General features: G+C 62.1%; 12 protein-coding genes. 10 read left to right on the top strand and 2 right to left on the bottom strand.

Going from position 1 to position 13,875, the window contains the following annotated elements:
• Together VLJ37_12555 and VLJ37_12550 are read left to right on the top strand one after the other, a co-directional pair.
• On the top strand, positions 1-449 hold a 449-nt coding region (locus VLJ37_12555), incomplete at its 5' end, for a hypothetical protein (protein HSA60502.1).
• Positions 450-638: 189 nt separating this feature from the next.
• Entirely contained in the window at positions 639-1,121 is a 483-nt protein-coding gene (locus tag VLJ37_12550) for a hypothetical protein (protein ID HSA60501.1), read from the top strand.
• Between the two features lie 15 nt (positions 1,122-1,136).
• Here VLJ37_12550 and VLJ37_12545 read toward each other — a convergent pair whose 3' ends face one another.
• Entirely contained in the window at positions 1,137-4,832 is a 3,696-nt protein-coding gene (locus VLJ37_12545) for a sigma 54-interacting transcriptional regulator (GenBank protein ID HSA60500.1), read from the bottom strand.
• A gap of 182 nt (positions 4,833-5,014) precedes the next feature.
• Here VLJ37_12545 and VLJ37_12540 point away from each other — a divergent pair, with 182 nt between their 5' ends.
• Together VLJ37_12540 and VLJ37_12535 are read left to right on the top strand one after the other, a co-directional pair.
• On the top strand, positions 5,015-6,733 hold the full coding sequence (locus VLJ37_12540; protein HSA60499.1) for an Ig-like domain-containing protein: 1,719 nt from the start codon (positions 5,015-5,017) through the stop codon (positions 6,731-6,733).
• A 75-nt stretch (positions 6,734-6,808) separates the two neighbouring features.
• Positions 6,809-7,240 (top strand): hypothetical protein, encoded by a 432-nt coding sequence (locus tag VLJ37_12535; GenBank protein HSA60498.1) that lies wholly within the window; start codon positions 6,809-6,811, stop codon positions 7,238-7,240.
• 1 nt (position 7,241) lies between these two features.
• Here VLJ37_12535 and VLJ37_12530 read toward each other — a convergent pair whose 3' ends face one another.
• Positions 7,242-8,234 carry an SDR family oxidoreductase gene (locus VLJ37_12530; protein HSA60497.1) on the bottom strand — a complete coding sequence of 331 codons (993 nt, stop codon included), beginning with the start codon at positions 8,232-8,234 and terminating at the stop codon, positions 7,242-7,244.
• 75 nt (positions 8,235-8,309) lie between these two features.
• On the opposite strand from VLJ37_12530, the gene erpA reads away from it, so the two are divergent.
• The 6 genes from erpA (at position 8,310) to VLJ37_12500 (ending at position 13,875) form a co-directional block, all read left to right on the top strand.
• Entirely contained in the window at positions 8,310-8,687 is a 378-nt protein-coding gene (gene erpA, locus VLJ37_12525; GenBank protein ID HSA60496.1) for an iron-sulfur cluster insertion protein ErpA, read from the top strand.
• A 162-nt stretch (positions 8,688-8,849) separates the two neighbouring features.
• The gene (locus tag VLJ37_12520) at positions 8,850-9,686 is read left to right on the top strand and encodes a 3-hydroxyacyl-CoA dehydrogenase NAD-binding domain-containing protein (protein ID HSA60495.1); all 837 of its coding nucleotides are present in this window, start codon (positions 8,850-8,852) and stop codon (positions 9,684-9,686) included.
• A gap of 15 nt (positions 9,687-9,701) precedes the next feature.
• The gene (locus VLJ37_12515) at positions 9,702-10,994 is read left to right on the top strand and encodes a citrate synthase (GenBank protein ID HSA60494.1); all 1,293 of its coding nucleotides are present in this window, start codon (positions 9,702-9,704) and stop codon (positions 10,992-10,994) included.
• 1 nt (position 10,995) lies between these two features.
• On the top strand, positions 10,996-11,850 hold the full coding sequence (locus VLJ37_12510; GenBank protein HSA60493.1) for a sulfide/dihydroorotate dehydrogenase-like FAD/NAD-binding protein: 855 nt from the start codon (positions 10,996-10,998) through the stop codon (positions 11,848-11,850).
• A gap of 41 nt (positions 11,851-11,891) precedes the next feature.
• Positions 11,892-13,301, top strand: coding sequence for an NADPH-dependent glutamate synthase (gltA, locus tag VLJ37_12505; protein HSA60492.1), 1,410 nt, complete (start codon positions 11,892-11,894; stop codon positions 13,299-13,301).
• Positions 13,264-13,875, top strand: a complete 612-nt coding sequence (locus VLJ37_12500; protein HSA60491.1) for a ferritin family protein — start codon at positions 13,264-13,266, stop codon at positions 13,873-13,875. The genes gltA and VLJ37_12500 overlap by 38 nt, the downstream gene beginning before the upstream one ends.

The following is a 13,875-nucleotide window of genomic DNA, read 5'->3' as shown; positions in this document are numbered from 1 at the left end:
AATCCGTTCGCGTGACCCGGTCCAAAGCCGCGCTCTGGATCGGCGTGAACATCCTCCTGCAGGACCATCAGATCGACCGGGGACGTTGGCCCTTTCTTCACTCCCGCCGCCTGGACATGCTCGGGAGATCGAGGTTCTTGAACGCGGTCAGCGACGCGAACGACTTTTGGCGCTCCAACGGCACACAGGGCGGCATCTGGTTTTATTCCAGGGAGGCATTCCGCGACGAATCGTCGCACGGGCGCTGGCTCGTCATCGCTGCCCTCCCGGAGCCCTTCGTCTACCAATTCACCTCCATGGACCTGCCGGGGGCGGTCGTCCTTCCCGGTCCCATCCCTCCCGGCCGCATCCGCCGGCAAGGCCCGGCCGATCAAGTGCTACGCGAGATCGAGGCTGAACACGGCGGCGTCGATGCGTTTCTAATGTCATTGGAAACCGGACGAATATGAACGTGGTGGTCACTTTTGTGGACAGAGAAATCATCTTTGACCCGCCTGGAATCATTGGGCTTTGCGAGATAGAGAATTCTTTCACGAACCTTTCCGGGCGGTCGAGCCGATAATCTAAGAATCCTGCTAGCGCGGCTACTTTCTCGCGGCGTTGGTCAAAATTGCCAAGAATTTGAAGGAGGCTCAACGATGACAAAGATGTTCATCACCGCTCTATTTTCCCTTTATGTCACTCTCGCCGCCTATCCGGCGGACACGGGGAGGTTCCGTCCTTTTTTCGCTTATATTCCGAAATCGGTAACTTCCACGGAGATCCCTTCCTACGATGAAGGGATGTTGATTGCGGTTCGGATCGCGGAAGCCCGCGCGTTCAAGCGCTTCCGGCGCCTTTGCTGGCGGGCCGTCAAGAACGCCATGATGGAGGCGAAGGTCATTTTTGAGCGGCCCACGACCCGGTACGCAAAGCAGGCCGGCGAGGAACTGGTGAAGAAATTCGGTTTCAAAAAGATCGACGTCACGGACCCGTTCGACGCCCCCGTCGGGGCGGTCTTGGTTTACGGGGGAAGGGGGGCCGGCCACGTGGAGTTCCGCACCGCCGGCGGCTTCGTCAGCGACGCCGTCTCCGACCGCCCGTCACGCCGTCCCCTGCTCGGCGTTTACGTCCGGATCTAAAGGGTCCGTTGAAGGTCATTTCATCCACTTATACATCGTCGCCGGACTGACACCGAGGGAGCGTGCGGCTTGATAAGGGCTGCCTCCTGCTGCCTCGATCTCACGGGTGAAGACGGTCTTCTTGATCTCCTTCAAGGTCGCCGAGGCGTCAAAATCCCACGACGCCCTCTCGAATTCCGCCGCCCTCTCCTTGATCTTGGACTCCCTCAATCGTTGATACACCGTCGACGCCGCGCAGCCGAGCGCGGCTGCCGTCTTCTTGGCGTCGAACCCGGTGCGCAACAGCGCCTTCGCGATCGCGAGGGTCTCGATGTGTTTCCAGGTCTTGCCCTCACCCCCAACCCCCTCTCCCAAAATGGATTTGGGCGAGGGGGAAGGGGAACTTTGCAGCCGCGATCGTAACGTCTCCGGTAAATCCTTCAACCTCACCACCGGCCCGCTCCGGAGGGCCGCCGCCACGCGGATGGCGCTCTCCAGCTCCCGCACGTTGCCAGGCCACGGATAATCCACCAGGGCCTTCATGAGGTCGCGCCCGATCTCGACCTTCTCCTTCTTTCCGTCGTCCTTCAGCGTCCGCCGGAGGAATTCCCGCGAGAGCAGAACGATGTCCTCCTTGCGGTCCCTGAGCGGGGGAAGAGAGACCTCGATCTCGCAGACCCGGTAATACAGGTCCTGGCGGAAGTGGCCGGCGGCGACCTCGTCCCTCACGGTCTTATGCGTCGCGGAGACGAGGCGGAAATCGACTGCGATCGGCCGCGTATCGCCCACGCGGGTGATGACCTTTTCCTGTAACACGCGCAGGAGCTTGGCTTGCAGGGCGAGTTCGAGGTCCGCGATCTCGTCCAGGAACAGGGTTCCCCCGTTCGCCTCCTCGATCAAACCCTTCTTGTCGCGCACGGCCCCCGTGAAGGCCCCCGCCTTATAGCCGAAGAGCTCGCTTTCGATCAGGTTTGCGGGGAGGGCGGCGCAGTTGACCGCGACGAAGGGCCTTGGAGCGCGCTTGGAATTTTCGTGGAGCGAGCGCGCGATCAATTCCTTGCCGGTGCCGGATTCCCCTTGAAGGAGGACGGCCAGGACCGTGTCGCTCACGCGCTCCACCAGCCGGAAGGTTTCCAGCATCTCCTTGTTCTGGGTGATGAGCTTCATCCCGGCGAACCGGCGGGCAATCGTCGATTCGACGATTCCGCGGCGGATGTCCGCCAGCTCGTCTTGGGCCTGCGAGATCTCTTCGAGGATTTGGCTGCGCGTTCTTTCAAGATCGGCCATGTCCGATGCCTCCTTTGCGGGGATTGCCGAGGAAATTTCGAGGCCCGCCGAGAGTTCCAAACAACGCTTCTTTTGGTCCTCATCCGCGGCCAGGGGAAGGAGATCCGCCAAAAAGTCCTTGAGCTTGTCCTGGGCGCCAGCGTCGCGTTCGATCTCGCACTGGGTCAGCACAACCCAGAAGCGGAACGAGGCGAGGGCCTCCTCGCCGAAGGCGAGTCTGCGGGCGTCGCGCACGTAGCCGCGCGCCTCCTCGAACCGGCGCTGTTTGCGGGCCACGTCGCCCAATTCGAGGAGGGCGCGGCCTTCCAGGTAGCGGGCGTGGACGTTCTTGGCCGAGATCTGGTTCAGGAGCTTGAGCGAGAGGTTCAGGTGGTCGCGCGCGTCATCCCATTGGCCGCGCTCGGACCGGATCGAGCCGATGTTTTGCGCCAGGGCCGCGGCGGCCGGGAAGTCCTTGAGGTAGCGGGCGAGTTCGAGGCCCTTTTCGTAGGAGACCATGGCCTCGTCCAGACGGCCCTGGAGCTGGTGAGTCTTGCCCAGACCGTTGTAGGCGCGGAGGAGGATCTCGAAATTCCGCTCGAACCGCGCCTCGGCGGCGCATTGCTCGTAGAAACCGATCGCCTTCTTCAGATGGCCCGCCTCCGCCCAGGCCTCGGCCAGGTTGTAGAGGCCCTTGACCTTCGTATTGGCGTCGCCGGCCTTATCGTAAAACTTCTGTGACTTCTCCAGCGCCGCGATCGCCTTCTTGGCGTCGCCTCTTAAGAGGTAGGCGTAGCCCAGGTCATTGTTCAAAATCCGTTTTTGGGCGTCCGGTTTCAGGCCTTCCCAGCGCCTTTGCTGTTCTTCGAAGAGGGTGATGGCGGCGTCGACCTTTCCCTCTTGGCAGAGGAGCCAGGCGATGAAGTTCTGGATGTGAATCGAGAGGACTGGGTCCTGAACCGTGCTTTCCTCCAACAGGGCCAGCGCCCGTTCGAGGCGGTTGCGCGCGTCCGGGAACTTTCCCTCGCGGATGAGGCGCCAGCCCTCCTTTTCCAGGATGCGGGCGCGCAGGTGCAGACGGGAGGGAAGGTCGTCGGGCGGGATGGCCTTGAGGAGTTCTTCCAGATTCGTGTCGTCGCGGGGTTGCAGAGGGAGGGCGTCGATCAGGGCGCCCTCGCGGAAGACGGCGAGGTTCCACCGGCCCTGTTCGTCGACGAGACGGTTTTGCGACGCCAGGCCCTCCAAGATGGAGACGATGAGGCTCAAATTTCCGCGTGTCTTTTGCCACAGGCCCTGGACGAAGGCCTTGGGGATGTCCGTGTGGCCGCTCATGACGGCCAGAAAACTTTCGAGTTCGGCCTCGGTCAACGGCGGGACGCGCACGACGGCGGGTTCCATCCCCGCGGCCTTGAATTCATGGACGGCTTTTTCCTCTTCTTCGGGTAGGACGGCACGGATCGGACGGTCGAAAGGGATCCCCTTCAGCTGCAGCTCGTATTTCAGGTCTTGAAGGAGACGGCTCCGTCCGGAGCCGGCGTCTCCGACGACCAAGATCGCCTGGAACTTATTCGCGCGTACCTGCAAGACGGCCACCACCAAGGACTCGAGGAGGTTGCGGCGCTCGATCCAACGATCGGGCCGCCAAGGTTTTGTCCCTTTCGGGCCGGTGCGCGGCTTGGCGAGATCCATGGCCTCCAAGAGGGCCGCGGCGTTCCGGTAGCGGCGCGCCGGGTTCTTGGCCAGCAAGGTTTCGAAGATCTCGTTCAAATAGGCCGGAGTCTTGGGGTTGACCAGAGTCGCCTTGGGCGGGTGGACGGTCAGGTGGGCGTCGTACGTTTCTTGGACGTTGTCTCGCAAGAACGGGTTCTGCCCGGTGAAGAGCTCGTAAAAAACGACTCCCAAGGAATAAAGATCGGTGCGCTCGTCGGCGGGCTCCTTGAGGATCTGTTCCGGTGCCATCGTGGCCGGCGTGCCGGCGGCAAAGGGGAAGCGCGGATCGGCCAGGCCCAAGTCGATCAATTTCACTTGAGGGCCTTGCTTGGATTCGATGACGTAGATGTTCCCGGCCTTGAGGTCGCCGTGCAGCAGCCTGGCCCGGTGGATGGCCTGGAGTCCGCGAGCCGCCTGGAGAAACAAGTCCTCGATCACCTCCGGCGCGGCCTTTTTGCAAAAGTCCCGGATGGTCCTTCCCTCGAGGAGCTCCTGCGTGAAGTAGAAGCGTTTCGAGTCTTCGTCGAAGCCGAAGTCGTGGATGGCGACCACGTTCGGGTGCCGCAGGTCTTTCAAGAAGCCGAACTCGAACTTGAAGGACCGGACGACCTCGTCTTGGAGGCGCGGATCGGGAAAGGGTTTTAAGAGTTTGAGCGCGAATTCGCCTTCGTCGGAGCGGACGCGGAGGATCTCGCCGGCCATGCCCTCGCCCAGCCTGCCGATGACCTTGAAGCGTCTGTCGATGGTTCGGGACATCGGACGTCAGCCTAATCCATTTTTCGGAAGATAGAAATATGAATGTTTGAATATGGAAAACAGATATATAGTTATCATAATTTCGACGTTTATAATTTAACTTATTGAATAATTTCAAGATGTTCAATGTTTGGCATGATCTCTGCATTCTCTCTCCTCAAACCAAAAAATAGGAGGGAATCATGAAGCTCGACGTCATCCAAAAAACCGCCCTGCTCTTCGCTACGGCGGCGGCCTTGGTCTCCACGGGAGGCCTGGGCTGCAGCACGGAAGCGCTCCTCATCGCGGGGGATCCCGCCGCGGCCGTCGGCGATTACGGCGACGCCCCGGACCGTCTGCCCTGCCAGTATCCGTCCGGGATCGAGTGCGAGTTTCCGACGCGGTTTGACCGCAACGGGGCGCATCACCTGGACATCACCGATTCCGCCTTCGGTCCTTTCAAGGACGACGGAACCCTCTCCGTCTCCGCGGAGAAGGACGCCCTCGATCCGGCCGATCCGGACGGGATCCGGAACATCGCCGAGCCCGCGGGCGAGAGCGACCACGACGCCTTAGACGACGGTCTCCTGACGCCCTTCCTCGCCCCCGGCGTGGGCAACACGATCGACTTCCTCGTCTCGGTGGCCCCGACGGCCCCCAAGATGACCCGTTACGTGAACATGCTCGCCGACTTCGACCAGAACGGCTTCTGGACGGACGCGGGAGGGACCGAGGAATGGATCGTCCAGAACATGCCTGTGGACGTGGACCCGGGAATGACGGCGACCCTGACGACGCCCGAGTTTGCGGCCGGAGCGGTGACCGACAAGGTCTGGCTCCGGATGACCCTCTCCGACACGCCCATCGATCCGGCGGCCTATCCTGAGGGATGGGAAGGGAAGGGCGAATTCGCCGTCGGCGAGACGGAGGATTATCTCCTGCAAGACAAGGTCCCGCTGGATCTGAAGGGGATCATCGGCGGGGGCGGCGGTCCAGGCGGAGGCGGACCCGGTGGCGGTGGTCCGGGTGGCGGCGGTCCAGGCGGCGGTGGTCCGGGCGGCGGCGGCCCGGGTGGTGGTGGTCCCGGCGGCGGCGGTGGTGGCGGCGGAGCGTGCGATATTTACAAGTCCTACACGGCCACGATCTGCAAGGGATCCAGCCGGACGTTCCTGGCCCTGGTGGACGGCTTTGCCCCGGACAGCGTGACGGCGACCTCGAGCGATCCGTCGGTCGCGGGCGTCGATGTGAATGAAGCGAACGTGACGGTCACGGGCGAGAGCGAAGGGACGGCGACGATCGAGGTGACGGTGGTGGCCGACGGCTGCACCTATCACATCACCCTGGTCGTCAAGATCAAGAAGTGCGGGCCCAAGCCGAAGATCCCCTGCTGCACGCCCGCTGAGATCGCCAAGGACCCGTCGCGCTGCGAGAACTGCCACGTGGTGGGCGTCAAGTTCTACGATAACGAGACTCCGGGCGGCGGCGGCGATTCCGTGAACGGCGGGATCGAGGAGACCGGCTCTTGGGGCGATACGGACGCGAACAATCCGACCAAGACCACGGTGGTCGGGGTCGGGAACACGATCAAGATCATCGTGACCTTCTACCACTGCGATCCGTGTCCGGACGAGGACGGCGACGGTGACTCCGACTGCGACCACATCCCCGACGAGGCGGACTGGTTCCCGTACGAGGAGTACGATCCGGCGAACCCGCACGATTTCGAGGAGCAGATGTACGTGGACAGCTTCTTCGACGTCTTCTTCGACGTGAACAACAGCCACGAGATCTTCGACCAGACGTTCTTCACGGGCGTTCCGGAAGAAACGAACACTCCGGAGGTGCCGGAGGTGACGCCCCCGGTGAATCCGTATCAAGACCCGTATCATCCGTACGACCCGTATATGTACGAAAAGTACTAGACTCGATGAAGAGAGGGGAGGGGCCCCACCCAGAAATGGGTGGGGCCCTTCTCCATTTTATGCTAAAGGGATACTATGAAAAAAATTCTTAAAACCTTGTTTCTTCTGGCCGCCGGCTTTCTCTTCTTGATTCCAAGTTTCTCCTCCGTGGGAGGCTGCAGCAGCGGGGCCAGCGCCCCGCCGGCCTCGATCCCGGCGCCGGTTTCCTCGCTCATCTCCCTCACGCCCCCGGACGACACGGGCCTCATCGTGGTGACGGGCGACGTCGGGTCCGTGGAACCGGGAGCGACCGTCATCGCCGCCAACGTCACCAAGGGAGGGGTCGTGTTCCGATGGGAGGACCTCTTCATCCGCAGCGCCTTCGCCCAGGTGTTTGAAGCGACGACGACCGCGGACGACGCGGGCCGGTTTGTTTTGAACATCGACGGCGACTCGGGAGATCAGATCGGCATCCGCCAACAGGTGGGGACGGAGCAGAGCGACGTGACGTTCGTAGTCGTGCCGTGAATCAGATCGACGATTTGATGTAGCCGTTCGCCAGATACCACTCATAGGTCTGCCGGATCGTGTCCCGGAAAGGGCTTACCTTGTATCCCAGCTCGCGGATGGCCTTGTCCGACGAATAAAAGACCTTCAGGGGTGTGATACGGGCCGTTTCCGGCGTGACCGCGGGCTCCTTGTGGGTGACCCGGGAGACGGCGTCGGAGAAGAAGCCGAACGCCTTCAGAGCGGAGTCCGGAATGGAGATTTTCGGCGGCGGTTGGCCGACCACCTCGCTGATCATCGTGAATAAGTCCTTCCACGTGTAATTCTCGCCGCCCAGGATGTAACGCTCGCCGGTCTTTCCCTTTTCGAACGCCAGGACATGCCCCTCGGCCACGTCCTCCACCGAGCAGGTGCAGCCGCCCCCGCGCGGAACGACCTTGAGACGGCCGCGGGCCGCCTGAAAAACGATGGCGCCGGCGTTGAGGTTCACGTCGCCGGCCCCGAAGACGATCGCCGGATTGACGATGACGGCGTTGAGCTCTTTTTCGATGCCACGCCGGACCTCCTCCTCGGCGCGGTACTTTGAGTTGTTGTAGTTCAGGCGGTAGGGCCACCAGTTGTAGGGGATCGTCTCGTCGCCGATCTCCCCGTCGCGCGCGTGTCCGATCGCAGCGATCGAGCTCGTGTGGACCAGGCGCCTGACCTTGTGATGAAGGCAGGCCTCGACGGCGTTCCGGGTGCCGTCGATGTTGATCTTGTTTTGGGCCTCCCGCGCGCCGCTCCAGAAGGAGACGTGTCCCGCCACGTGAAAGACCGCCTCGCAGCCGTCGACCGCCTTGAAGACGGGATCGCGTTCCGTCACGTCGCCGATCGCCGTTTCGACCGGCAGGCCTTCGAGCATCTTGGTCGACGAGCCTTGCCGGCGGAGGATGCGGACGGTGTGACCCGCGGCGAGGAGTTTTCGGACGACGTGGGAGCCGACGAATCCCGTGGCGCCGGTGACGAGGATTTTCATGTTTGAACGCGCTTGCTTGACACAATTGGTCCGTAATCATTATAGTTTAACCAGAGACAGACAAGGAGAAAATCCATGGAAGCCGCCACCGAAGCCGCGCATACGATCCCCCAGGTCCCGCCGGGGGTACTGATCAACTTGACCGAAAAGGCGGTGGAAAAGGTGAAGGCCTTCGCGACGACCAACAAGGACGCCGAGGGCAAGCACCTGCGCGTCTACGTTCAGGGCGGCGGCTGTTCGGGTTTCCAATACGGATTCACCTTCGACGAGCAGCGCGACGACGACCAGATCTCCGAGGTCGGCGGCGTCAAGGTGGTGCTCGATCCGGTGAGCTTCCCTTACCTCAAGGGCGCAACGGTCGACTGGGTGGAGGATTTCCGGGGATCGGGTTTCGTCGTGCAGAACCCGAACGCGTCCGGCTCTTGCGGGTGCGGACATAGTTTCTCCGTCTAACTCATCGTCTCGTCTCATTCCCTCGCCGGGACGTCCGTCGCGGCTTGATCCGTCCCCGCCGCTGACAACGATCAGCCCCCCGCCTGATTGAAGTCATACCGCTTTCCGCCGGGGCGTGCGGCAATGGATTTATAAAGCGGAATCGAGGTTTTTATTAAAGACATACAGAATTTAGGGGTCGTCGGTGCGGGACAAATGGGCGCCGGGATCGCCCAGGCGGGGGCCCAGGCCGGTCTGAACGTCCTTCTGGTCGATCTCAAGGAAGAGATCCTCCAAAAGGCGTCCAAGGGCATCGAGAAGTCCCTCGCGAAACTGGCGGAAAAGGGCAAGGTTCAGGACCCGCAGGCGGTCTTGCGGAGGATCCGGACCTCCAGCCGCATGGGCGATCTGTCTTCCTGCGATTTCATCATCGAGGCCGCGACGGAAAACGAACCGCTCAAGTTCGGCGTTTTTGAGGAGCTCGATCGCGTCTGCCGCCCGGAGGTCTGCCTCGCTTCCAACACGTCGTCCATCTCCATCACGAGGATCGCCGGAAAGACGAAGCGGCCGGATCGCGTGATCGGCATGCACTTCATGAATCCGGTTCCGATGATGGAACTGGTGGAAGTCATCCGGGGTCTGCAGACGTCGGACGAGACCTATCGCCAGACGAAGGCGCTCGCCGAAAAAATGGGGAAGGTGACCGTCCTTTCCAAGGATTCCGCCGGTTTCATCGTGAACCGGATCCTGGTCCCCATGATCAATGAGGCGATCTGCGCCCTCTATCAGGGCATCGGGACGGCCGAGGAGATCGACGCCGCGATGAAGCTCGGGGCCCATCAACCGATGGGTCCCCTGGCCTTGGCGGATCTGGTCGGACTCGACACCGTTCTCTCGGTCCTGGAGGTTTTTCACGCGTCGTTCGGCGACAAATTCAAACCTTGTCCCCTCCTGAAGCAATATGTCGATGCCGGTTGGTTGGGACGGAAGACGGGGAGGGGTTTTTACACGTACTCCTAGGAAGGGAGGCCCCCTATGACGCCGCAAGACAAGCTCATCGTCGAAGACTCCCGGAACGGGTCTCGTTGCGAGATTCCCATCGAGAACGGGGCGATCCGCGCGACGGAATTCGCCAAGATGAAGCCCGCAGCCGACGGTCCGGGCCTTTTCACGTACGACCCCGCCCTCTTGAATACGGCCACGTGCCGGAGCGCCATCACGTATATCGACGGCGACAAGGGGATCCTCCGGTATCGGGGCTATCCGATCGAGCAGCTGGCCGAGCAGAGCACCTACCTGGAAGTGTCCTATCTCATCTTGCAAGGCGAGTTGCCCACGAAGCGTCAGCTCGCCGATTGGACCGAAGAGATCACGCGGCACACGATGGTCCATGAGAACGTGAAGACGTTCATGGACGGCTTTCATTACGACGCCCACCCGATGGGGATCCTGGTCAGCACGCTCGCCGCCCTCTCCACATTCTACAAGGACGCCAAGAACATCGCAGACGCCGAATCCAGGCATCTTCAGAAGATTCGTCTCATCGGCAAGATCATCACCCTGGCCGCCTACAGCTACCGGCACAGCCGGGGGCTCCCTTACGTCCAGCCCGACAACGATCTGACCTACGTCGGGAACTTCCTGAACATGATGTTCCGGATGGTCGAGCCGAGATACGTCTCCCACCGCGTCCTCGAAAAGGCCCTCGACGTCCTCTTCATCCTCCACGCCGACCACGAGCAAAACGCCAGCACCAACGTCATGCGCTGCGTGGGGAGCTCGAGGATCGATCCGTTCACCGCCACGTCGGCCGCGGCCGCCACGCTCTACGGCCCCCTGCACGGGGGCGCCAACGAAGAGGTCCTCGTCATGCTCAGGCAGATCGGTGCCCGCGACAAGATCCCCGCGTTTCTGAAGGCGGTGGTGGGTGGGGAGAAGAAGCTGATGGGCTTCGGACACCGGATCTACAAGAATTACGACCCGCGGGCGAAGATCATCAAGCGTCTGGCCCACGAGGTCTTCGATGTGACGGGGACCAATCCCCTGCTCGACATCGCCTTGGAGTTGGAAAAAATCGCCCTCGAGGACGAGTATTTCATCAAGAGGAAGCTCTATCCCAACGTCGACTTCTATTCGGGGCTCATCTACCAGGCGATGGGATTCCCCGTGGAAATCTTCCCGGTCCTCTTCGCGATCGCGCGGACGACGGGGTGGCTCGCGCAATGGGAGGAAATGCTTCTGGATCCCGAGCAAAAGATCGCGCGGCCGAGGCAGATCTACACCGGCGCGGGCAAGCGGGATTTCGTCCCCCTGGAAATGAGGTCCTGACGTGTTCCCCATCGTCCATAAGGAGGTCTTCGCGCCGACCACGTTCCTGTGGGAGGTTCGGGCGCCGGACGTGGCGCGGGCCGCCCGGCCGGGGCAATTCGTGATGGTCCGGCTGCACGAGGGGGGAGAGAGGATCCCCCTCACCGTCGCCGACTTCGACCGGACCGGAGGAACGGTCACCATGGTGGTCAAGGTCGTCGGCAAGACCACCGAGGAGATGTCGACCTACGCCGAAGGCCGGGAATTCCTCGATTTCATCGGCCCGCTGGGCTCTCCGACCCACGTTGAAAAAAGGGGACACGTCGTCCTGGTCGGCGGGGGGCTGGGCGTCGCGCCGGTCTATCCGGTCTTGAGGGCCTTCAAGGAGGCCGGAAACCGGACCACGACGGTCATCGGGTTCCGCAACACCCAGGAAATCTTCTGGAAGGATCGTTTTCAGGAATTCAGCGACCGGCTGATTCTGATGACGGAGGACGGTTCCGCCGGGGAAAAGGGGACGACCGTCGACGCCTTGAGGCGGGTCGTGGCGGGCGAGGCGGTGATCGACGAAGTCTTCACGGTCGGTCCCCTGGGGATGATGGAGGCGGTCGCGGAGGCGACGCGCCCGAAAAAGATCCCGACCTTCGCCTCCATGAACTCGATCATGGTCGACGGCATCGGCATGTGCGGCTCCTGCCGCGTCACCGTCGACGGAAGGGTCCTCTTCGCCTGCGTGGACGGGCCCGACATGGACGCCCACAAGGTCGATTTCAAGGAGATGAAGATCCGCCAAAACAGGTTTCGGACGGAGGAGCACGCGTCCCTCGAAAAATACCGGTCGGAGTGCCGCCTGAAAAAGAAGGGGGTTCTCGCTTGAGCGAGCCGCGCGGCAAGAAGATCCGGGTCGACCGCGTCAAGATGCAGGAGCTTCCTCCGCAGGAAAGGCGGAGCAACTTCGAAGAGGTCAACTGCGGCTACGATCCCGACATGGCGAAGCTGGAGGCCGACCGGTGCCTCTTCTGCAAGAAGCCGCTCTGCGTTCAGGGTTGCCCCGTCGCGATCGACATCCCCCAATTCATCAAGAAGATCGGCGAGGGAGACATGCCGGGGGCCTATCAGGTTCTGCGCGCCTCCAATCCCCTCCCCGCCGTCTGCGGGCGCGTCTGTCCCCAGGAGATTCAGTGCGAGGAGAAGTGCGTCGTCGGCCGGAAAGGAGATCCGGTCGCCATCGGGCACCTCGAGCGGTTCGTCGGCGACTGGGCGATCCAAAACGGCTTGAAGGAGAGGGAGACGATCGCGCGGATCGGCAAAAAAGCCGCGATCGTCGGATCGGGTCCGGCGGGCATCGCCTGCGCCCACGATCTGGCGCGGGCCGGATTCGAGGTGACGATATTCGAGGCGCTACACGAGGCGGGCGGCGTCCTCTCCTACGGCATTCCCCCGTTCCGGCTTTCGCGCGCGGTGATCCAGGAGGAGATCGAGGCCCTTCTCCGCATGGGGGTCCATATCGAGTTTAACAAGGTGATCGGCAAGATCTTCTCCATCGAGCAATTGCTGGCGGAAAAGGGCTACGACGCGGTCTTCATCGGCACGGGCGCGGGACTGCCGAAATTCATGGGAATCCCCGGGGAGCACTTGAACGGCGTCATGAGCGCCAACGAGTTCCTGACCCGGGTGAATCTCATGGACGGGTTTCAGCGGGCCGATACGCCGGTCGGGATGGGAACACACGTGGCAGTAATCGGCGCCGGCAACACGGCCCTCGATACGGCCCGGACGGCTCTGCGCATGGGAGCGGAGGAGGTGTCCATCGTTTACCGCAGGACGGAGAAGGAGTCGCCCGCCCGCGTGGAGGAGTTGCGGCACGCGACCGAAGAGGGGATCGTGTTCCGCTGGCTGACCAATCCGGTCCGCCTGCTTGGCGACGAGAAGGGCAGCGTCGTCGAGATGGAATGCGTGCGGATGGAACTGGGGGAACCGGACGAGAGCGGACGACGGTCGCCGCGTCCCGTTCCGGGATCCGAATTCCGGTTCAAGGCGGACACCGTGGTGTACGGCCTGGGGACGGTGACCAACCCGATCATCAGCCGGAGCACGCCGGGGCTGAAGACCAACAAGTGGGGCTATCTCGAAGTGGACCCGGAAACCCAAATGACCTCGATGCCCGGCGTGTTCGCGGGCGGAGACATCGTCACGGGATCGGCGACGGTGATCCTGGCGCTCGGGGCGGGCCGCCGCGCCGCGCGCGGGATCCTCAAGTATCTCGGACTCGCCAAGGAGGAGGTGAAGGATGGCGTCGCAGTGCCCCAAGTGTCATCAGCCGGTTGACGAAGACTACATCTGTTGCGCGGGGATCGAGTTTCAGTGGCGGTGCAACCGCTGCCGGAAGAGGACCCGCGGCTTCGCGATTCCCTTTGGAAAATGCCTTTGCGGCGGCGATCTGACGCGAATCGAGGGCAAGGAATCGGCCGTGGAGGAACGGCTGCTCGCCTTGCAGCAGGCCTTCCAAATCGAGGTCGAAGCCGTTCATTTCTATCACCACCTCGCGGAGGCTGTCGACGATCCCCAGGTCAGCGACTTTTTCGAAAACATGTCCCGCATGGAGAAGGAGCACGCCCAGGAGCTGAACGAAAAGTATCACCTCCACGTGGACGAGGAGGGGTTCCTGGACGCGAAAGGCCCGATCCCCCGGCCGTTTTTCGACGATCTCCGCTTCTTCTCGGAGACCGGGGACCTCCGGTCCCTTTACAACTGCGCGATCACCCTGGAGATGAGAACTCTCAATTTTTTCTTGGAAAAATCCAAGACCCTTCCGGAGGGCGCCGAGCGTCTACTCTATGAGGAGTTGGCCGCGGAGGAGAGGGAGCACATAGCCATCCTGGAATCGGAGAGGGATCGCTGA

Source organism: bacterium (assembly GCA_035454885.1).
Taxonomy (GTDB): Bacteria; UBA10199; UBA10199; order JACPAL01.
This window is presented reverse-complemented; position numbering and strand designations above follow the sequence as displayed.

Coding starts and splice junctions, on each gene's coding strand:
- VLJ37_12550 (HSA60501.1), top strand. CDS start 639: ATGACAAAGATGTTCATCACCGCTCTATTTTCCCTTTATGTCACTCTC.
- VLJ37_12535 (HSA60498.1), top strand. CDS start 6,809: ATGAAAAAAATTCTTAAAACCTTGTTTCTTCTGGCCGCCGGCTTTCTC.
- VLJ37_12545 (HSA60500.1), bottom strand. CDS start 4,832: ATGTCCCGAACCATCGACAGACGCTTCAAGGTCATCGGCAGGCTGGGC.
- VLJ37_12540 (HSA60499.1), top strand. CDS start 5,015: ATGAAGCTCGACGTCATCCAAAAAACCGCCCTGCTCTTCGCTACGGCG.
- VLJ37_12530 (HSA60497.1), bottom strand. CDS start 8,234: ATGAAAATCCTCGTCACCGGCGCCACGGGATTCGTCGGCTCCCACGTC.
- VLJ37_12515 (HSA60494.1), top strand. CDS start 9,702: ATGACGCCGCAAGACAAGCTCATCGTCGAAGACTCCCGGAACGGGTCT.
- gltA (HSA60492.1), top strand. CDS start 11,892: ATGCAGGAGCTTCCTCCGCAGGAAAGGCGGAGCAACTTCGAAGAGGTC.
- erpA (HSA60496.1), top strand. CDS start 8,310: ATGGAAGCCGCCACCGAAGCCGCGCATACGATCCCCCAGGTCCCGCCG.
- VLJ37_12500 (HSA60491.1), top strand. CDS start 13,264: ATGGCGTCGCAGTGCCCCAAGTGTCATCAGCCGGTTGACGAAGACTAC.